The following is a 17,142-nucleotide window of genomic DNA, read 5'->3' on the forward strand; positions in this document are numbered from 1 at the left end:
CCAACAAGCTCGTCACGCAACGTCACTACCGCTGCCGACAGGGTCGGGGTTCGTACATCCTCGAATGCGAAATCAACGGCGCCAAAGTCACCGTCTATAATGACGACGTCGACGCCAGCCACCCCATCCGGCGCGTCAATGCCGAGTTGAACAATCCGGGGCCGCAGGACGCGGCCGTCAAATCGATCTCCAACCAGTTCAACGCCCGGCCGACCAGGGACGCCCGCGAGGGATGGACGTGGATCGTCGGCCGTGGGCTCAAGCTGAGCTACGACGGCAGCGCCTTGAAGCTCGTGGACGAGGCCTGGGATAACGGGCTTCGCAACGACGAAGCCAAGCGCTAGGCGCGCTGCGCCGAAATGAGCGGACCGTCACCGCAACCCGGTTATCCCCAGCCATCGCGTCACCTCGTCGTGAAACCTGCGGCCCGGCACGCCTTGTTGAGACTTCGGTAACCTAACCCATCCACTCTCCCCGCCAGTATCGTTGCGTTGGAGTAAACCCACAGTGCTGAATTTTGACGAGCTGCGTGAACTCGCAGCTGATGTTCGCGTGTTTGTTGACATCGCCGAAGACAAGGCCGAAGCGCTCAAGGCCGTCATCGCGGCTTACGACGTGGTGCTGGCGATCTTCCCCTCGCAGGAAGGCATGGGCCTCCACGTCATCAAGGGCAAAGAGATCCTGGACAGAATTGCCAATTCGCGGACCCATGCGATCTACAGCCACACGGCGATCGCGGTTCCCGACCTCGAGCATGCGCAGATGCTCAAATATCTGACGGCACCTGTCGAACGGCGGATTGCTGCGTAGCGGCTCACGGCAAGCGCATCCTCACAATGACCGCTGGATAGGAACGGTCGGCTCTCCCGCACATTGACCCATCTCCAGATGAGGAGATTGCAATGAGCGTGAAGGAAAAGCCAAGGAAGCCGCCGGCTACGTCAAGGAAGAGTTGTACGAGCACGGCAAGTCGCCCGAGAGCCAGAAGAAGGCTCAGGAGGGTCGCGACCTCAGGAACGAAGGCCGCGTCGAAGACGGCAAGCCGCCGAAGACGACGAAGCCCGGCACCGATCACTAGACCGACTGTTTTCAAAACCGCCCCTGGCCATGTCAGGGGCGGTTTTTCATGTGCGCTCGTGCCCCGGACGCAGCGCTCGCGGCGATGCGAAGCATGGTCCAACAGCGACGAACACGCTGCGGCTACGTCCCATCTCGCATGTCCCTGGTCGCGAAGTGACATCCAAACGCCACCAGGACCAGAGCAAACGTCGAGCCGAGCAGAATTCGCAGGGTTGATCCCATCTCCTGGCTCACGTACCGGACATCGTGCCGGTGGCTGTAACGCTCAGGATGCGCGGCATCRGGCACTTGGGGAGAGCTCGTCAAGAGCACAAGCCACGCGACGGTCCCGCAAATCGCCGCAACCCTCGCAATCTTTCCGAGCCTTTGAAGCCAGCGCGTCATGCCGCCCTCATCATGGCGTGGATCTCAGCTGCCGCCTTTGTCCGGATCAGCTTTCATAAGCTCCAGGAGGTCGCCGCGCGCCTCAACTCTTCGGCCTGGCCAGCAGCCTCAGAGCGCTGAGAACGATGAGAATGGCGAAAGCACCGAGAGCGTAGGTGAGTGCATTCACGAGCCAGGAAATGGCAATCCCTGCGAAGCTGGAGCCTCCGACCGCTCCCCAGAACAAATACGCTGCGCTGATGCCGGGCCACTCCAGCGAAAGAAAAGCGAAGTCGGTCAGCGGCTCGATGGCGAGGAGCACCGAGGAGATGAGCGCCCCGAGGGCCAATGCGATGATGAGGTTTGCTTTCACGGAGAGCATCAAAACCCCAGCAACCCGGCGAAAATCGGAACGAGGAAATAGGCGGCGAGCCCGAGAAGGCCGCCCACGACAAGGCGTGCAGCGCGGCCGTGAATCCTCGTATCGAGCCACGCACAAACCGCCACCGCAGCCCGTCTCAGCCAGTCACCGACGAGGATTCTGACGAGATCAAACAGGAGTTCTGCAAAGAAAGCGGCCATGGCGTTTTGTCGCTTCACCTCTGGCGGGGTTCAATTGGGCTACGAACTACGGGATTACGGTGACAGTCATGACCAAACCTGAAAGTAGAACGTCACAGTCAAGCCCGGATCGTTCCCGGCATCGGCTCCGGAAACACCGGGCCGACGAACTGGCAAACCTCGCACCCGCAGGTGGGGTCATGAAACATCGCCGTTACGATGATGCTGTCCCACAGGTGGAAGCCCCAATACTGAAAATTCCAGCCGTCAGGGGTGAAGCGGTCGAAGAAATAGGCAAAGATGAGCGGGTACTCGCCGTGGATCACTTCCCGCCCACTCTCGGTATAGAGCTTGAAGAACTCCTCTGGGGGCTCATAGGGCGCCGTGATCCAGTACCGCATTCCCCATTCAGGAGGCAGTATCTCACCCGTGTGGTGGTAGTGCAGCCCGCGGATGATCTTCCAGAGCACCCGGAAGAACCGGTTGTGGTCGATCATCTTTGCCACACGGTTCGCGGGTAGGTGTACCCCCTTCACGACGTGCTTGAACTCGTCCATCACCTTGTTGACCAAGGCGACGTTTTTCCCAGCCCGCATCTTCTCGCGGACGCGGAAGTGGTGAGCATCACCCGCTATGCTTCCTTTCGTCATCGGCAACAGCGTGTGCACGAAATACTCCTCGTCCAACTGGTACGAGAGATTGCAGCCAGGATGTACCGGTATCGTGAGCAGCTTGTCGATGTTGTACTTGCGCCTCAGTTCTTTCGGGAAGAACAACTGAGGAGGTACATGGTCAGCCGAGGTTGGCCTCTCTAAGGGCTTGCCGCAGAGATAGCAGTGGGTGTGTTTCACCATGGACGAGGCACCCACACCACCAAGGCGATGATCGCGACGGCGGCGATAATACCGAGCCCGGTCGCGCTGATGCTGAATCCCCAGCCCTTAAATTCCAGATGATGTTTCGACATGACGCAGTTCTCCATTGAGAGGCGAATCATGTCTTTCAGGGGGATGATTTATGTGCCCGGCTTTTCGGGACTCGTGCAAGGGGTCCGCAAGAATTATTTGCAACCGACAGTACTAGTCCATTGATTTTGCTTGGTCTCGTCAGTCACCCCGTCTGAGTTATCCACCGACCAGCTCTCCGGTCCACCCCGTACACCGGTAGTTTGCGGCCCCGGATTCGCACCAGATTCTCGACCTCTTCCACCAGCGACAGCGGCACCCTCATGGGCACCGTGGGCTCACCATGCTTCCCGGTACCGGCGCCAGCACGGTATGGCGAGTGACGATATTCGGCCGTGCCGAAATTACGGTGACAGTGCAATGGCCTCATTCGCCGTCTGGCGCAGATGGCTTGGGTCCGCGCTTGGCTGGCTTGAGGACGCGCCCGGTCTAGCGTTCGATACCGGCCAGAAAGCGGTCGTCGCCGAGCGTCCTTGGCTGCCCTCTGGCGGGGTTCAACTGCCAAGGGTTGGCCATTGCGGGTGCCGGTTCGATAGGTTGCTGGCAAGGTCACTGCTCGACACTCATAAACAGCCATCATCGCCGAGGAACGGGCCGATCGGGGGCGGATTGGTTTTTCACCGTGAGTGATGCCGATGCGGATTGACGAAAAGCCCGCCGCAAGGCGGGTTCTCATTTAAGAGAATTCCCTGCATAGTGCAGCATGGCTAAAGCAAAAGTGACCTTCAAAACCGTCCGCCTCTCAGACAGCGACTGGAAGATACTGGCGGACTACCCCGACCACGAACAGCGCGAAATCACCGGATTCGCCAGCAAGGCAGATGCCGACGACTGGATCAACGGCGATCGCAAGATCGCATGGCTCCGTTCCCAGGGTTACGCCAAGTGAGCTAGCCAAGTGACGTAGCTGTCGCGCGCACACCGCGATCCCCCTTTTTGATGTTGCAGCCGCGTCGTGTCATGTCCTCGCGCGGACAGAAGGTCACGCATGCGCGGCCCACGCCTTGCGTCGGCAATAGGACCCTCTCGCGCCCACCGCAACCAAAAGGTGCAACTTCAACCGGCGCCAATCAAGGGGAGATCGTCATATTGCCGGACCAGATCCCCTGGGGCCCGGTCGACGCGCGTGGCGCAAGTGCCATTGGCTTGCTTTCGCCGAAGGTGGTGGAGAAGCTGGGGTATGTGATGGGGCTGGTGCGGCAGCGAGCGTGACTCGTTCGCGTCCGTCGCGAAGCGCGAACGCTGCTCGCAGCCACTTCAATTCGTCGTGGTCTTGCCGCCGCGCATGGACACGAGCTTGTCCTCACCAAATCCGAGAATGAGCCAAGCGGTCTCATCGAAACCGTCTGCGAGCTTTCCCTCGTGAGAATACACGATCTGAGCAGCTTCCGACTTCGACGGCGGTCCCAACGCCGTGATGACCTCCTGACGCGACATACCTAAATGCAGCTTGCTGTCGAGGACGACGGGCGAGAACTTTTCCGGGATGATGGCGCAATCGGCCGAGGCCCCGGCGTCTTTCTCGGTGAGCTCTTCAACGATCTCCGTGACGAGATGGTCCGGGCCGCCCATCTCTCCGCTGGACACCACCCATAATCGATGCTGCGCGCGCCGATAACACAGCCAATAGATGCTATCTCCAGCGTCGCCTTGGTGTCGGATGGTCCCTTCGCCCACGGCTTCGCGAACCGCGCCGAGCCGCGTCTCTTCGAAGCGGCCGGCGAATGCGCCTAGCGAAAAGCGGGTCGCCAATCTCTTCACGACTGTCGGCGGCACGCGCTCGAACGCATGTTCGTCGACTGGGGGCGGCGGTGTCTGCGCGGAGCAGTCGTCCGCGGGGATCGCGAAAAGGAGAAGGAGCAAGAAGAGCGTCTTTCGACCATCAACTCCGAATTGCCTATATATTTCTCGCCTCAGCAGGTCGCGCCTAGGCGTCGAGAGTGCGGGCATCAGTTTCTGGGTGTTGGACACGTCAGTCACCCCAGCTTCCCTTCATTGATCTTGTGCGCAACCTCGCCAACAGAGCTGCCAACGATGACGGCGGTCACGATTGGCCAAAAACCCGCCACCATGACGATAGCGCCCCAACGCATGTCTTCGCCGGGCCGTCTGTAGCCATCGTTGATGCCGCCGAGGATCAACCAGATCAGGCAGCCAATTGCATATCGCTTGAACCATTTCACGGCGAAATACCTTCCAGATATGGGCATTAGTGACCGTGACATTGAGGATGGTTCATCGGCAGGACCGGGCTTGCTCATTGACGAGAAGCGCTGAATTCCGCTGACAGCGCATTGAACTCATCTGCGTGTCCCGGCTGACGCTACGGCTTGTCCGTCCATGCTGAGTTGGCTGACCGCACCCACCGTCTCTCCCTCACGCACATGTGCCTGCGCCCCCTGCCCCTCCTCCCACTTTCCTGCTATCTCCTGTCCCCGCCGTCCCGGCCCAAACCAAAACACCTCCGTATCAGGGAGCAACAACCATGCGTTATCTCCACACCATGCTGCGCGTGCGCAATCTCGATGTCGCGCTGAAGTTTTACCAGGATGCGCTGGGACTGAAGGAGGTGCGGCGGATCGAGAACGACAAGGGGCGCTTCACGCTCGTCTTCCTGTGCTCGGCGGACGATCTCGAGGCGCTGAAGAAGCAGCCCTCGAGCCGCGGCGCGCCGCTGGTCGAGCTCACTTACAATTGGGACGAGGAGAAATATGGCGAGGATCGCTTCTTCGGCCATCTCGCCTATGAGGTCGACGACATCTACGCAACCTGCGCGCAGCTGATGAAGGCCGGCGTCACCATCAACCGTCCGCCGCGCGACGGCAACATGGCCTTCGTCCGTTCGCCGGATCTGCACTCGATCGAGCTGCTGCAGAAGGGCGAGCCGAAGGCGCCGGCCGAGCCCTGGTCGTCGATGCCGAATACCGGCCACTGGTAGGGCCGCGACGCAGGAACCAGCCCTCGCGACCGGTGTTGTCCCTCCGACATAACGATTGGAGGAGGACGCAATGGGACGAGGACTGTTGCTGTGGATGCTTGGCGTGCCGATCCCGGTGATCATTCTGTTGTGGCTGTTCTTCGGCCACTGATCATCGGGCTCGATCTGCCAGGTTCGATTTGCCAAGTTCGATTTACCAAGTTCAACTTGCCGAGTTTGGCTTGCAATGAAAGCTCCGCCGACGGCGGAGCTTTTTGCATGAGGGGCGCGCCGCAATCGCCGTCGCTCCCGCCAGGGAATTCCGCTATCACGCGCGCCAAAGCGAAATGCGGGAGGACTTCATGCCGGACACCAAGCGGACGATCTGGGGCCGCGCCAACTCGGTCAACGTGCAGAAGGTGCTGTGGTGCCTCGCCGAGCTCGACCTGCCCTATGAGCGCATCGACGCCGGCATGAGCTTTGGCAAGACCCGAGAGCCCGACTATCTCGCGATGAATCCCAATGCGCGGATCCCGACGCTGGTCGAGGGCGACTTCGTGCTGTGGGAGTCAAACTCCATCATGCGCTATCTCTGCCTCGCGCATGGCCGCGGCACGCCGCTCTATCCCGAGGCCGCGAAGCTGCGCACCAGCGTCGACCGCTGGCTCGACTGGACGCTGTCGATGGTGCAGCCGGTCGACCGGCCGGTGTTCTGGGGCATCGTGCGCACGGCCCCCGCCGAGCGCGACATGATCCAGGTGCAGCGGGATGCCGACGCCGCCGCCGAGGTCTGGGCCATCGCCGACCGCCTGCTCTCGTCGCGCCGCTTTATGGACGGCGACCAGTTCACGCTGGCCGACATCGCGATCGGCGCCTATGCGCGGCGCTGGCTCGGCGTCGAGGGCATCACCCGCCCGGCGCAACCGCATTTGACCCGCTGGCTCGCCGAGCTCGGCAAACGGCCCGGATTTGCACAGTTTGTCGCACCGCCGATGTCGTGAGCCGGCGGCGCGGCCCAAGCTGTGCTGAGCGCGCGATGAATCGCCGTCATGGCGCACCTCTCGGGCGTCGCGCCGGGAGTTGACGGCTACTGTGCATGGGGTTGTTTTCGCGTTTTTTGTTTCGGGTGGTGCCTAGCGCCAGCCGCGCTCGACCAGCAGCACGCAGATGATCAGCACCAGCGTCACGGCGGCGGTGGCGAGCTTGGCCGTCCAGCTCAGGCCGCGGCCGACCCACAACAGCAGCGCGCAATACATCACGAAGGGGACGATGATGTCGGGCCGCATGAGATCGGGCGGCATCCGGCTTCAGCGCCTGACCGTGGTCTCGACGCTGACCGAGCCGCCGATCTTCACGCAGGTGCCGGTGCTCTCGACCATGACGAAGCGCGGGCCATAGGCGGCGCAGGAGCCGGCCTTCACTGTGCCGCCCGCGCCCTTCAGCGGCAGAGCCTTGCCGGCCTGTGGCCGCTCGGCAGGCGGAAGGCGCAGGTCCTCGGCCGCGGCTGCGGAGGTGGCCAGCAACGGGAGGAGGATGAGGAGCGGCGCGCGCATGCAGCCGTTCTAGCCCGGACCGGCGCCACGCGCCATCCGGGTCGCCTCGGCCGGGATCAGATGAACTTGACGCCGGCCGATTTGCCGCGGCGCCAGATCACCTGGCAGCTCCGCCCGGTGCGGGCATCGCGAGCGAAGGCCATCCGGATCACGCCCGGGAGCTGGCTTGCGTCCTCGTCCAGCATGATCTTCGCGCCGGTATCGGAGATGTCCTGGACCAGGCAATGCCGCGCCGCGAATCCGCCATCGAGCGTGATCCAGGCGTGCCGCGACAGCGATTTGCGGGCTGCGCGCTTCTTGGGCTGGGGCATGGACAAATTTCTCCGGTTCCAGCGCTAGCTCAGGGCCCCCTAAGAAACCGTTGAAATCGCCCCCGAATGTAACGGGGGTGGAGGCTATCCACCGGTGCCAAAAGACCGTTCCCGAACGGCTTGCCCACGGCGCCAAAGGCCACTATACGTTCGCCCGCTGCAGCCGCCGGGCTCGACTCGGATGGCCGGCGGCCATGCCGTGAAAAGCGGCGGGGCCTTGTGTTTGCTCCCTTCGTCTATCGGTTAGGACGCCACCCTTTCACGGTGGAGAGAGCGGTTCGATTCCGCTAGGGAGCGCCAACAAATCAATCACTTACTGCCCTGCCCTACCGCCTTGTCCAACACATGGCCAATATACGCGTGTGGACTCGTACACAGCGCCGGGTCGCGGAGCTGCGCGAAATGGAGCGCCTTTGCTCGGATTGGGCGGACGATGACGATCTCGTTCTCGCGCGCGACGGACCGAACGCGCTGGCGGCCGACTACCGCGCCGCTGCGGACGCGATGGTTCCCTCTGGTGTTTGGGACCTTTAGGGCGCGGTGAGCGTTGAGGCGTTAGCACCGGGGCAGGATCGCGAACCCCGGAGTTCGGATCATGAGCACGATCCCTGCGGACCTCGAAAGAAAGTTCGAACAACGGTGGGCCGCCAGATTGGCGCGGCCCATTCCGCCGGCTCCATTTGCGCGCCCAGCCTGTCCGAGGTGCAAGGCCCAGATGATGCTCGTCAGCATCGAGCCAAAAAGCCAAAGCGTGGACTTGCACATGTTTCGCTGCGCTGTCTGCAATCACGCATTTACGACATTCGCAACGCATGAAGATCCCATGCATTCCAATGGCCGCTGGCTTCAAGGCGATTTGCGCCCACCGAAGTAACCCGCGCTGCAAGTCGTGACCGAAGGCGAGACGCCGCGGCTGCCGGAAGGTTTCAGGGTCGAGCTCGACAAGGACGGTTGGCGGCACTGACTCGCACGAAGCGGCGATGGCCTCAATGCATCTGCCGCTCTGACTGATCTTCACTAGTCCGCCAGCCGCGTAGGGCATGACCATGTCCGATGACTGGACCAAACGAGCGACGAACATCCTTCGAGAACTTCATGCTGCTGAGACGGAGCTAATCGGCAGGGGTGTTATCCTGACCGACGGTAAGGCGGGGACGGTTGATCACGTCTTCCTTGACGAGGTGCACGGGCTCCGGATCTCGATCGGTGGCCACGACGGCAAGTGGCCGATTTCGACTCTGAAGCTTCTAGACTCCGGTTTCGCCAGATAGCTTGTCCGCCCGGTCACCGTCCGCGGTGATCACTCGGTGACCGGGCGCCCAGCGCGGACTTCGAAGGCCTGCTCGCCGGTGCCTGGCCGAGTAAGCCAGTCACAGTTTACCTGGAGTGGCAGCCATGATGCAGAACGTTGTAGCCGGATGCGTCGCAGTGGCTTTGATTATCCTGGCCTTGATTGGCTTCGCCCAAACGCACCATGAATGTTGGCACGGGCACGTGCTCCTAACCCATGAGCCCTGCGGATCCGTCAGCCCTTCAATATAGGAACAACCATTTTCCGCTGATCTAGGCGCGGGACCAAAGCCCCGCCGCTCGTGAAGTTCTGCCAGCACAGGTAAGCTTGCGGACGACTCAGCGCGAAAGCCCCCCTACCGCCCGGTAACCGCCTTCTGGCGCGCAGCGTTCAGGCCTGCCTTTGTCTGTGCAGTTGCGGCACTCGCGGGCTCTCGATTTGGGGGCGGCTCATTGAGGTCTCGGGCCCACGGCGCGCCAGATCGAGCAACTGACTTCGGAGCGGCATGTTCTGAGCTGGAGCAGGCAGAGACGAGAGAGACGACAACAAGGGACATCCCCGTCCGGCCCAACGTTTGAGTGATCCTGTTCATCAGGTAATCAACTTCCGGCGCGGCCTTACTGCTGGCGCCTGCGATCCGCTCTAGCATCGAAATTGATGACCACCGCGAATGTGGCGCCTAGAGCCAAAACGCTGACACAGCCGGTAATCAACGCCACCGCCATCATAGCTGGATCAGTATTTCTACGGCGTCAGGGCTGGGCAATTCACGAATGATTAGCGCATGCAACAAGGCTGGGGCCCGCCAGCGTGAACCGGCGAGGCCTTTGCTTTTCCACACCCACGATGCGCAGTAGCCCGCGTTCGTTCCGCGGCCCAAGGGATTGATAATTTGACTCTCGCGGCGCCAGGCTTCGATGGCGCAATGACCAAGGCAGAGAACCGAGCGGCCGCCAGGGCCTACCACCAGGAGCGGATGCGTAAGCTCGACGAGGAAGCCGAAGCAGCACGCATTTTTAGACGGGGATAAACGACCATGGACATCATCCCATCTCTTTCACGGTGGAGAGAGCGGTTCGATTCCGCCAGGGAGCGCCATCATCCGGGCCATCGGGTCGGGTGATGCGGCGAAATCCGCCGCCCCTCCATGAACCTCCCCGCCCCTGACCGACGACCAATGTCCCGTTGGAACCGGTACAGGCCCATGGCGCAGCGCAAATCCCCCTCGGACCGCCAGACCGGCGCCGCCTCGCCGGCACCGCCGTCCTGGATGCACCGTACCGCGCCCTACGCGCCGGAGCGGCGCGCCAGAATGCTGGAGCACATGGCACGCGCCCGATCGCTTCCGCAGCCCCAGGCCGCGACGGTGCCGACGCCGTCGCACACGAGCGGCGTGGACATTCTCGGCGATGCCTTCGGCTACACGGTCCTGTTCGGTGTCATCGCCCTGCTCTTCCAGTCGCGCATTCCGCTCTACCTCGGCGCCTATCTCTTCCTCACCGACGGCGAGCGCATCGAGCACGCGCTCAGAGTGGTCGGCATCCGGTTCGAGCCGGATACGGTCGGTCCCGACATCGTCAAGGGCTTCGCATCCCTGTTCGGATGGTTCGCGCTGCTCGCATCCTTGCAAGGCTCCGTCCCGGCCTGGCTTGCGGCATGGATGCCGCCGGACACATCCTGGTCCGCCATTGCCGGCATCGCCGTCGTGTTCGCGACCGTCGAAGCGTCTGCGGGGCTGGCGATGCGGCACGTATTGCCGTGGTTCGGATTCCAGATCAGACCGGACAGCCTGACCGCGACGGCGATCAAGCTCCTCATGGCCCTTGGCCTGCTCGCCTTGCTGGTGCTGCTCGGATCTCTCTGAGCGGCATGCAATGACGATGTCGTGAGACGGCCGGGCCGTTTACCGGAAATTTACCCCTGCTATTTGATCGGCGTATCGTTTGCTTAGACGTTGCGCCCTACCGTGAATCTACGGAAACAATCCGAAACACGATTGGCGTTCATGTCCGTCTCAGAGTTCCTCCGGCAGCGTGCAGTGGAAGTCAGCGTGAGCGGCAGCTACTCGCTGCCGCGCTGGTACGATTGTGAGGGCCAGCTGCGCACCTTCGCCTGCCGCACCAAGCGTGTCTCCCCGTTCCGCATGATCGTCGACGTGCCTGTTGTCGGAAAGGTCGGCGAGCGCCTGACCTCCTATTTTCAGGACTTTGGCGAATTCCAGTGCACCATCAGCGCGACACTGAAGGCGGGCTTCCTGATGGAACTCGATATGACGCGGGAGCGGCGCGCCTGGATGTCGGAAAAGCTGACCTGGCTGGAGAAGAAGCAGAAGGACGCCAGCATTCTGGAACTGCGCAATGACGCGCGCTTCGTTCCCCAAGTCTCGCACAGCTTTCTGACGCTCGCCGACGGCAGCACCCATCCCTGCTTTATCATCGACGTCTCCACGGCCGGCGTCGCGATATCCTGCGAATACGACCCGGTGATCGGAACCCCGCTTGCGGTCGGCGCCTGCGTCGGGCGCGTCATTCGCAAATTCGACAACGGCTTTGCGGTCAAGTTCGCCGAAAAACAGCAGCGGGACGACCTCGTCCGCCTGGTCGTCCGTACGCCCCTGCTGCAATCGGCCTGAATCGGCTCGATCGATTTTAACTCAATTTTAACTAAATACTGGAGGTGCTGATCCCCGCGCGGTAGGGTGTGACCCAGCACGTCCGCAATCACTGCGGGCCCCGAGTTATTGGAAGTCCCGGAATGTCCATCGCTGAGTTCGCCCCGGCAGAGACCGCCCAAAACGCGCCCGCCGCCGCAAAGCCGCAACTCCCGCCCGGCGTCATCACTGAAGGCCCACTCGTCCAGGCCAAGTTGCGCGAAAGCTATCTCCTCCTCGGTATTCTCTATGTCGGCGCTGTCGCGGGCATCATCTGGGCCATCACGCAAGGCGTCGGCAAGGTGGAGCTGTTTACCTTCGCCTGGATGTTCGCGCTGACGACGTTCGGCATCGGCGCGGGCATGCACCGCCTGTTCGTCCATCGCAGCTTCCGCACCGGCCCGATCATGCGCGTCTTCTTCTGCGCCATCGCCCAGATGGCGGTGCAGGGCTCGATCGCGAAATGGGTCGCCAACCACCGCCGCCACCACCTCTATGCCGACGACGTCGGCGATCCCCACAGCCCGCAATTCGACGGCTTCGGCAATCGCTATGTCAGCGCGCTCAAGGGCTTTTTGCACGCCCAGGGCAGCTGGGTGTTCGACCAGGCGACCACCGACAACGAATACTATGCCAAGGACATCCTGGCCGATCCGATCGCGATGTTCTTCGTCCGCACGCGCTGGGTCTGGTACGGGATGTCCGGCGTCTTCATTCCCGGCGTAATCGGCTACACTTTCGGCGGCGTGCACACCATGATCGGCTGCGTCCTGTTCTCCGGCCTGCTCCGCTGCTACCTGCTGATCCTCACCAGCCAGCTCACCGGCTCGGTCTGCCACGCCTACGGCTATCGCCGCTTCGAGGTCGAGGACGCCTCGACCAACGAGTTCGTGACCACGATCCTCACCTTCGGCGAGGGTCTGCACAACAACCATCACCGCTTCCCGCGGGACGCCTATATCTCGCACGCCTGGTGGGAGATCGATCTCAACGGCCTGATCATTCTGGGCATGGAGAAGATCGGCCTCGTCCACGACGTCTTCCACGCCTCGCACCGTCAGCTCGAGCTGGCGTCCGAAGCGGAAGCGCAGGCAGCCACGACGGCGCGCTAAAGGCGGCAGGCGGCGGCCGTTCCTCCGGCCGCCTTGCCTCCGCTCCGCTGCCCTATCGCGGCCCCATTGCGGGATCAGCTTTTGAGGGTCTGTGCCTCGTGCCGGACCTCATTTGCAGACTTGCGATCGGGGGACCGAATGGCAGTCAACAAGATTAGGATTGATAAGATCACTTGGGACAGGGTTGGCCGGGTCACCGAGCCCGGACGCTACATGTACACCTTTGGCTGGCTGACGATTACGGCCGGCGATCTCGATATCTGGAAGCAATATCCGCAAGCCGCCTTCACGCTGCTCGCGCACCACGCCGAGCCGGACGAGGCCGTCGGTGAGGAATTCCATCTCGGCGCCTTCGACATCGCGCCGGACACCCCACCGCCGTTCACCACGCATTGAAGCGCGGGAACGCCGGCCCAAATCGCCTTGCGGGCTGCGCGCGGCGCAGGCGACTGCGGGAACGCATGGCATGCACGTTGCTTAATCAACGTCATGATGCACATCCCCGCCGTCGACCAGGCCTTCCTGCTGCTGCTCATCGTCTTCTGCCTTGGCACGTGCCTCGTACGCGCCTTCTGGGAGCTGGAGCAGGTGCGGGCACGCCGGGTCGCTGCGCCGCCCCGTGGGCGCACAACGAAGCGTGACTAGGCCGGTTGGCCCGGCCCAGCGTTGTCCAGGCGGCAGCCACGCCGCCTCTGGACACGCCTCTCGCGCACGTGCATCGTGAATCGAAGAAACCTGCGCAGTGCCTTGATCTGACTTGCCAATCGCGATCCGGTGGCGGGCGCGGACCGCTCCCATCGATGACGAATTGGTTCTGTCATGCGCTTGATTGCGCTCGTATTCTACACGTTCGGTGCCGATCCCGATGAACGCCGGCTGTCGCGCCTGTTAAGTGACGCGACAGCAAATGCATGACACATGGTCGCATCGGGAGACGTAGATAAGCAGATCAAGGGAACCTATTTTCGGCGCCGATGTACCTGATTGAAGCTTTGCCCACCGTCATCGGAACTGCCGCCATCGCCCCGGCGCTGCTGATGCTGTGGCTCGTCATTGCCGCCGAGGAGCGTCCAGGACCGCCGGCCCAGGTCTGGACTGCCTTTCTGCTCGGCGCAGCCAGCATTTCGCTGCTGGGCCTTGCCCGCGCGCCCTTCGCCAAGATGGTTGCGGCCCCCGACAACCCCTGGGCGGCGCTCGCCATGCATTCGGTCTTCGGGGTCGCGCTGCCCGAGGAAGCGGTCAAGGTGATCGCCATCGTGCTGGTCTCCTCGACCAAGCGGCGGACCTTCGCCAATCCGATGGACACCGTGGTCTATGGCGCCGCGGTCGGCCTCGGCTTCGCCGCCTACGAGAACCTCGCCTACCTCGTCCAGCACGCCGAGATGTGGCGCTCGCTGGCCGCGCTGCGCAGCGTGCTGACCGTGCCGTTCCACGGCGCGCTCGGCATCATCGCCGGCGCCTACCTGACGATCGCGCGGGCCGGCACGGCGCTGGGCGCCAACCGCCACCATCGCGACTGGGCCCGCCTGTCCAGCCGCCTGCTGATCTTCGCAGGTCCGCTCGCGCTGCATTCGGCCTTCGACTTCCCGCTGCTGACCTTGCAGCGGATGCCCGATCTCGATCCGACGCTGCGGATGTGGCTGGGCGGAGCGAGCCTGCTGATCGGCTTCAGCTCGATCGCCTTCGCCATCCGCCTGGTGCGGCGGGTCGCGCGCCATCACGCGCCGAGGACCGATATCGCGCGGGAGCGGCTCAGCCAGCTGCGCCGGATGTGGGCGCTGCTGCTCGCCGGCGGCGGCGTCGGCTTCCTCGGCCTCGCCTTCGTGCTGACCTCGATCCATCACTGGCTGATCAACCCCGAGCGCAATCTGACGCTGGCCCTGATCCCGATCGGCTTCGTCTCGATCCTGCTCGGCCTCGCGCTCCTGATCGTCACGATCGCGATCTACATTCTCGGCCGCAACCGCGTTCGCACCAGCGGCGAAGGTTTTTCGTCAGCGCACGGCGGCGGTTGAGCCCCGGGATGGCAAGCGCGGTGTGTGCATACTAGATTGAGCACACATCTTACGATCTGGAGCCTGCCGATGACATCGCCTGAGGATTTTTCCCGGCTGCAATCCGCCATGAGCGAAACGGTCAAGGCGCATTGGAAGGCCTTCCTGTTCGAAGGCATCCTGCTTACCGTTCTCGGCGTCGCCGCGCTGATCCTGCCGCCGCTCGCGAGCCTTGCGATCACGATCTTTCTCGGCTGGATGTTCCTGATCAGCGGCATCGGCGGACTGATCGTGACCTATTGGGCGCGCAGCTCGCCGGGTTTCTGGTGGTCGCTGATCTCGGCCGCGCTGGCCGTGCTCGCCGGCATGCTCCTGCTGGCCCGGCCGATGCAGGCCGTGCTGACGCTGACCATCGTGCTCGGCGCTTACTTCCTCGCCGAGGGCGTCGCTACCATCATGTATGCGCTGGAGCACCGCCGCGAGCTGAGCAGCCGCTGGTCCTGGCTCCTGATCTCGGGCCTCGTCGACATCGCCATCGCGTTCATGGTGATCACGGGGCTGCCGAGCTCGGCGGAATGGGCGATCGGCATCCTCGTCGGTATCAATTTGCTGTTCGGCGGCGCCACCCTGATCGGCATGGCGCTGGCTGCACGCAAGAGCAACAGTTGAGGCGCCTCGTGGCTCCTCGCGCCGATTGGGGGGTGACAACCCGCCAATCGCGCGCTATATGACCGGCCATGATCACCCTCGTCACCAGCTATTTTTGGTACTTTAGCTACGACAGCTCGCTGGCGGCAGGAGGATCGCGCTCAATCTGAATATTGAAGCAAACGTCCGAACAAGCCGCCAGACCTGGCGGCTTTTTTATTGCCGGCAGGTTCAAACAAACAGGAGCCCGCCGTGCTGAGCACGACCGACGATCTTCGTATCCGCGAACTGAAAGAGCTGAGCACACCGGAAGAGGTGATGCGGGAAGTCCCGCGCACGCTCACCGCAACGCGTGTGGTGATGGCGGCGCGCAACGCCATCCATGCCATCCTCAACGGCCAGGACGACCGCCTGTTGGTCGTGGTCGGCCCCTGCTCGGTGCATGATCCCAAGGCCGCGCTCGAATATGCCGAGCGCCTCGCGAGCTTGCGCGAAGAGCTGGCCGACCAGCTCGAGATCGTGATGCGGGTCTATTTCGAGAAGCCGCGCACCACCGTCGGCTGGAAGGGCCTGATCAACGATCCCGATCTGGACGGCAGCTTCGACATCAACAAGGGCCTGCGGCTGGCGCGCAACGTGCTGTCCGCGGTAAACAATCTCGGCCTGCCCGCCGGCGCAGAATTTCTGGACATGACGACGCCGCAATACATTGCGGACCTCGTGTCCTGGGCCGCGATCGGCGCGCGCACGACCGAGAGCCAGATCCATCGCGAGCTGGCCTCGGGGCTGTCCTGCCCGGTCGGGTTCAAGAACGGCACCGATGGCAATGTGCGCATCGCGGCGGACGCGGTGAAGTCGGCCTCACATCCGCATCATTTCATGGCGGTGACCAAGCTCGGCCGTTCGGCGATCGCTTCGACCGCGGGCAACGAGGATTGCCACATCATCCTGCGCGGCGGCAGCCAGCCGAACTACGATGCGGCAAGCGTCGCGGCGGCCTGCAACGATCTGGCCAAATCCGGCGTCGCGCCGCTGGTGATGGTGGATGCGAGCCACGCCAATTCGAGCAAGAAGCCGGAAAACCAGCCGCTGGTCATGGCCGACATCGCCGGCCAGATCTCGGGCGGAGAGAACCGCATCATGGGCGTGATGATCGAGAGCAATCTCGTCGCCGGCCGCCAGGACGTGGTGCCAGGCAAGCCGCTGACCTACGGCCAGAGCATCACGGACGGATGCATCGACTGGGCGACCACGGCAACCGCGCTCGAGCAGCTCGCTGACGCGGTAGAGATCAGGCGCAACACGAAGCGCGCGGGGCTGCACGAACGCTCGGCGTAAGGCCAAAGCCAACGCGGGCGGGGCGAGCTGTCGCGCCCTGCCCGCTGCTAGCCACAAGCTAACAGCCGCGGCAGATGCTCTTGATCTTCTTGTCGAGCGCCGCGTCTTCCTTGTTCACGGGATTATTCGGATCGCTCAGATTTTTCTCGTTCGGCACATCGCCGGCGCGCGGCTGGCGATGCCCGATCGGCGCTTGCGGCACCGATCCCGACGTGGCGCCGCCGGATGTCGCACCCTTGGAGCCGCTGGGCTGTGCAACCGCCGCGCCGCCCAGCAAGACCACGAGCGACGCTGCCACCACCATGATCTTCTTCATGTCCGTTCCTCCATTCTCAAACCCACGTTCTCTGCATCGCCGC

Annotated in this window: 24 protein-coding genes and 1 tRNA gene; 16 read left to right on the forward strand and 9 right to left on the reverse strand. The window is 62.9% G+C overall.

Annotation, left to right across the window (positions count from 1 at the left end; genetic code table 11):
* From AC1DW2_RS11190 to AC1DW2_RS11200, 3 genes are all read left to right on the forward strand, one after another.
* Positions 1 to 344, forward strand: a 344-nt coding sequence (locus AC1DW2_RS11190) for a hypothetical protein (RefSeq protein WP_477006030.1), incomplete at its 5' end; no start/stop codon positions are given.
* 163 nt (positions 345 to 507) lie between these two features.
* Entirely contained in the window at positions 508 to 810 is a 303-nt protein-coding gene (locus AC1DW2_RS11195) for a hypothetical protein (protein WP_028150997.1), read from the forward strand.
* A gap of 142 nt (positions 811 to 952) precedes the next feature.
* Positions 953 to 1,078: a hypothetical protein gene (locus AC1DW2_RS11200; protein WP_477006031.1), complete on the forward strand. Its 126-nt coding sequence runs from the start codon at positions 953 to 955 to the stop codon at positions 1,076 to 1,078.
* A gap of 468 nt (positions 1,079 to 1,546) precedes the next feature.
* Here AC1DW2_RS11200 and AC1DW2_RS11205 read toward each other — a convergent pair whose 3' ends face one another.
* From AC1DW2_RS11205 to AC1DW2_RS11215, 3 genes are all read right to left on the reverse strand, one after another.
* Positions 1,547 to 1,825, reverse strand: a complete 279-nt coding sequence (locus AC1DW2_RS11205; RefSeq protein ID WP_477006032.1) for a hypothetical protein — start codon at positions 1,823 to 1,825, stop codon at positions 1,547 to 1,549.
* Positions 1,825 to 2,025, reverse strand: coding sequence for a hypothetical protein (locus AC1DW2_RS11210; RefSeq protein ID WP_477006033.1), 201 nt, complete (start codon positions 2,023 to 2,025; stop codon positions 1,825 to 1,827). The genes AC1DW2_RS11205 and AC1DW2_RS11210 overlap by 1 nt, the downstream gene beginning before the upstream one ends.
* A 98-nt stretch (positions 2,026 to 2,123) precedes the next feature.
* The gene (locus AC1DW2_RS11215) at positions 2,124 to 2,858 is read right to left on the reverse strand and encodes a hypothetical protein (protein ID WP_208086666.1); all 735 of its coding nucleotides are present in this window, start codon (positions 2,856 to 2,858) and stop codon (positions 2,124 to 2,126) included.
* An 814-nt stretch (positions 2,859 to 3,672) separates the two neighbouring features.
* Between AC1DW2_RS11215 and AC1DW2_RS11220 the strand changes: the two genes are divergently transcribed.
* Complete coding sequence (locus AC1DW2_RS11220; RefSeq protein WP_028151001.1) at positions 3,673 to 3,858, forward strand: hypothetical protein; 186 nt, start codon at positions 3,673 to 3,675, stop codon at positions 3,856 to 3,858.
* Between the two features lie 368 nt (positions 3,859 to 4,226).
* Here AC1DW2_RS11220 and AC1DW2_RS11225 read toward each other — a convergent pair whose 3' ends face one another.
* Together AC1DW2_RS11225 and AC1DW2_RS11230 are read right to left on the reverse strand one after the other, a co-directional pair.
* Positions 4,227 to 4,940 (reverse strand): hypothetical protein, encoded by a 714-nt coding sequence (locus AC1DW2_RS11225; protein WP_477006034.1) that lies wholly within the window; start codon positions 4,938 to 4,940, stop codon positions 4,227 to 4,229.
* 5 nt (positions 4,941 to 4,945) lie between these two features.
* The gene (locus tag AC1DW2_RS11230) at positions 4,946 to 5,152 is read right to left on the reverse strand and encodes a hypothetical protein (protein ID WP_028151003.1); all 207 of its coding nucleotides are present in this window, start codon (positions 5,150 to 5,152) and stop codon (positions 4,946 to 4,948) included.
* A gap of 302 nt (positions 5,153 to 5,454) precedes the next feature.
* Here AC1DW2_RS11230 and AC1DW2_RS11235 point away from each other — a divergent pair, with 302 nt between their 5' ends.
* Together AC1DW2_RS11235 and AC1DW2_RS11240 are read left to right on the forward strand one after the other, a co-directional pair.
* Positions 5,455 to 5,907: a VOC family protein gene (locus AC1DW2_RS11235; protein ID WP_477006035.1), complete on the forward strand. Its 453-nt coding sequence runs from the start codon at positions 5,455 to 5,457 to the stop codon at positions 5,905 to 5,907.
* Between the two features lie 341 nt (positions 5,908 to 6,248).
* Entirely contained in the window at positions 6,249 to 6,887 is a 639-nt protein-coding gene (locus AC1DW2_RS11240) for a glutathione S-transferase family protein (RefSeq protein ID WP_439036492.1), read from the forward strand.
* A gap of 132 nt (positions 6,888 to 7,019) precedes the next feature.
* On the opposite strand, the gene AC1DW2_RS11245 is transcribed toward AC1DW2_RS11240, so the two are convergent.
* The 3 genes from AC1DW2_RS11245 to AC1DW2_RS11255 are packed head-to-tail and all read right to left on the reverse strand — an operon-like array spanning position 7,020 to position 7,750.
* A complete protein-coding gene (locus AC1DW2_RS11245) occupies positions 7,020 to 7,187 on the reverse strand; it encodes a hypothetical protein (RefSeq protein WP_014495480.1) in 168 nt (55 codons plus the stop codon).
* Positions 7,188 to 7,193: 6 nt separating this feature from the next.
* Positions 7,194 to 7,439: a hypothetical protein gene (locus AC1DW2_RS11250; RefSeq protein ID WP_477006036.1), complete on the reverse strand. Its 246-nt coding sequence runs from the start codon at positions 7,437 to 7,439 to the stop codon at positions 7,194 to 7,196.
* 56 nt (positions 7,440 to 7,495) lie between these two features.
* Positions 7,496 to 7,750 carry a PilZ domain-containing protein gene (locus tag AC1DW2_RS11255; RefSeq protein WP_071914215.1) on the reverse strand — a complete coding sequence of 85 codons (255 nt, stop codon included), beginning with the start codon at positions 7,748 to 7,750 and terminating at the stop codon, positions 7,496 to 7,498.
* Between the two features lie 225 nt (positions 7,751 to 7,975).
* Between AC1DW2_RS11255 and AC1DW2_RS11260 the strand changes: the two genes are divergently transcribed.
* The 10 genes from AC1DW2_RS11260 (at position 7,976) to AC1DW2_RS11305 (ending at position 16,783) form a co-directional block, all read left to right on the forward strand.
* Positions 7,976 to 8,050 (forward strand) — tRNA-Glu (locus tag AC1DW2_RS11260).
* A gap of 102 nt (positions 8,051 to 8,152) precedes the next feature.
* Complete coding sequence (locus AC1DW2_RS11265) at positions 8,153 to 8,284, forward strand: hypothetical protein (protein ID WP_477006037.1); 132 nt, start codon at positions 8,153 to 8,155, stop codon at positions 8,282 to 8,284.
* A gap of 506 nt (positions 8,285 to 8,790) precedes the next feature.
* Positions 8,791 to 9,021 (forward strand): photosystem reaction center subunit H, encoded by a 231-nt coding sequence (locus AC1DW2_RS11270; protein WP_081369264.1) that lies wholly within the window; start codon positions 8,791 to 8,793, stop codon positions 9,019 to 9,021.
* A gap of 1,224 nt (positions 9,022 to 10,245) precedes the next feature.
* Entirely contained in the window at positions 10,246 to 10,905 is a 660-nt protein-coding gene (locus tag AC1DW2_RS11275; RefSeq protein ID WP_477006038.1) for a hypothetical protein, read from the forward strand.
* Between the two features lie 141 nt (positions 10,906 to 11,046).
* Positions 11,047 to 11,673, forward strand: a complete 627-nt coding sequence (locus AC1DW2_RS11280; RefSeq protein WP_477006039.1) for a PilZ domain-containing protein — start codon at positions 11,047 to 11,049, stop codon at positions 11,671 to 11,673.
* 122 nt (positions 11,674 to 11,795) lie between these two features.
* The gene (locus AC1DW2_RS11285) at positions 11,796 to 12,803 is read left to right on the forward strand and encodes an acyl-CoA desaturase (RefSeq protein WP_071914245.1); all 1,008 of its coding nucleotides are present in this window, start codon (positions 11,796 to 11,798) and stop codon (positions 12,801 to 12,803) included.
* Positions 12,804 to 12,941: 138 nt separating this feature from the next.
* Positions 12,942 to 13,199, forward strand: coding sequence for a hypothetical protein (locus AC1DW2_RS11290; protein ID WP_063983473.1), 258 nt, complete (start codon positions 12,942 to 12,944; stop codon positions 13,197 to 13,199).
* A 578-nt stretch (positions 13,200 to 13,777) separates the two neighbouring features.
* Positions 13,778 to 14,818 (forward strand): PrsW family glutamic-type intramembrane protease, encoded by a 1,041-nt coding sequence (locus AC1DW2_RS11295; RefSeq protein ID WP_028151012.1) that lies wholly within the window; start codon positions 13,778 to 13,780, stop codon positions 14,816 to 14,818.
* Positions 14,819 to 14,887: 69 nt separating this feature from the next.
* Complete coding sequence (locus AC1DW2_RS11300) at positions 14,888 to 15,466, forward strand: HdeD family acid-resistance protein (RefSeq protein ID WP_477006040.1); 579 nt, start codon at positions 14,888 to 14,890, stop codon at positions 15,464 to 15,466.
* Between the two features lie 231 nt (positions 15,467 to 15,697).
* Positions 15,698 to 16,783, forward strand: coding sequence for a 3-deoxy-7-phosphoheptulonate synthase (locus tag AC1DW2_RS11305; RefSeq protein WP_354121666.1), 1,086 nt, complete (start codon positions 15,698 to 15,700; stop codon positions 16,781 to 16,783).
* Between the two features lie 58 nt (positions 16,784 to 16,841).
* Here the strand turns inward: AC1DW2_RS11305 and AC1DW2_RS11310 are convergent, their stop codons facing one another.
* Positions 16,842 to 17,099, reverse strand: coding sequence for a hypothetical protein (locus AC1DW2_RS11310; protein ID WP_063983475.1), 258 nt, complete (start codon positions 17,097 to 17,099; stop codon positions 16,842 to 16,844).
* Between the last annotated feature and the right edge of the window lie 43 nt (positions 17,100 to 17,142).

It is taken from the genome of Bradyrhizobium sp. P3_C3, assembly GCF_056402655.1.

Bases quoted from the DNA above. Each gene is read 5' to 3' on its own strand.
- AC1DW2_RS11245 (WP_014495480.1), bottom strand. From the start codon at position 7,187: ATGCCGCCCGATCTCATGCGGCCCGACATCATCGTCCCCTTCGTGATG.
- AC1DW2_RS11295 (WP_028151012.1), top strand. From the start codon at position 13,778: ATGTACCTGATTGAAGCTTTGCCCACCGTCATCGGAACTGCCGCCATC.
- AC1DW2_RS11235 (WP_477006035.1), top strand. From the start codon at position 5,455: ATGCGTTATCTCCACACCATGCTGCGCGTGCGCAATCTCGATGTCGCG.
- AC1DW2_RS11250 (WP_477006036.1), bottom strand. From the start codon at position 7,439: ATGCGCGCGCCGCTCCTCATCCTCCTCCCGTTGCTGGCCACCTCCGCA.
- AC1DW2_RS11275 (WP_477006038.1), top strand. From the start codon at position 10,246: ATGGCGCAGCGCAAATCCCCCTCGGACCGCCAGACCGGCGCCGCCTCG.
- AC1DW2_RS11285 (WP_071914245.1), top strand. From the start codon at position 11,796: ATGTCCATCGCTGAGTTCGCCCCGGCAGAGACCGCCCAAAACGCGCCC.
- AC1DW2_RS11270 (WP_081369264.1), top strand. From the start codon at position 8,791: ATGACCATGTCCGATGACTGGACCAAACGAGCGACGAACATCCTTCGA.
- AC1DW2_RS11310 (WP_063983475.1), bottom strand. From the start codon at position 17,099: ATGAAGAAGATCATGGTGGTGGCAGCGTCGCTCGTGGTCTTGCTGGGC.
- AC1DW2_RS11255 (WP_071914215.1), bottom strand. From the start codon at position 7,750: ATGCCCCAGCCCAAGAAGCGCGCAGCCCGCAAATCGCTGTCGCGGCAC.
- AC1DW2_RS11300 (WP_477006040.1), top strand. From the start codon at position 14,888: ATGACATCGCCTGAGGATTTTTCCCGGCTGCAATCCGCCATGAGCGAA.
- AC1DW2_RS11210 (WP_477006033.1), bottom strand. From the start codon at position 2,025: ATGGCCGCTTTCTTTGCAGAACTCCTGTTTGATCTCGTCAGAATCCTC.
- AC1DW2_RS11205 (WP_477006032.1), bottom strand. From the start codon at position 1,825: ATGCTCTCCGTGAAAGCAAACCTCATCATCGCATTGGCCCTCGGGGCG.
- AC1DW2_RS11280 (WP_477006039.1), top strand. From the start codon at position 11,047: ATGTCCGTCTCAGAGTTCCTCCGGCAGCGTGCAGTGGAAGTCAGCGTG.
- AC1DW2_RS11215 (WP_208086666.1), bottom strand. From the start codon at position 2,858: ATGGTGAAACACACCCACTGCTATCTCTGCGGCAAGCCCTTAGAGAGG.
- AC1DW2_RS11290 (WP_063983473.1), top strand. From the start codon at position 12,942: ATGGCAGTCAACAAGATTAGGATTGATAAGATCACTTGGGACAGGGTT.
- AC1DW2_RS11240 (WP_439036492.1), top strand. From the start codon at position 6,249: ATGCCGGACACCAAGCGGACGATCTGGGGCCGCGCCAACTCGGTCAAC.
- AC1DW2_RS11220 (WP_028151001.1), top strand. From the start codon at position 3,673: ATGGCTAAAGCAAAAGTGACCTTCAAAACCGTCCGCCTCTCAGACAGC.
- AC1DW2_RS11265 (WP_477006037.1), top strand. From the start codon at position 8,153: ATGGAGCGCCTTTGCTCGGATTGGGCGGACGATGACGATCTCGTTCTC.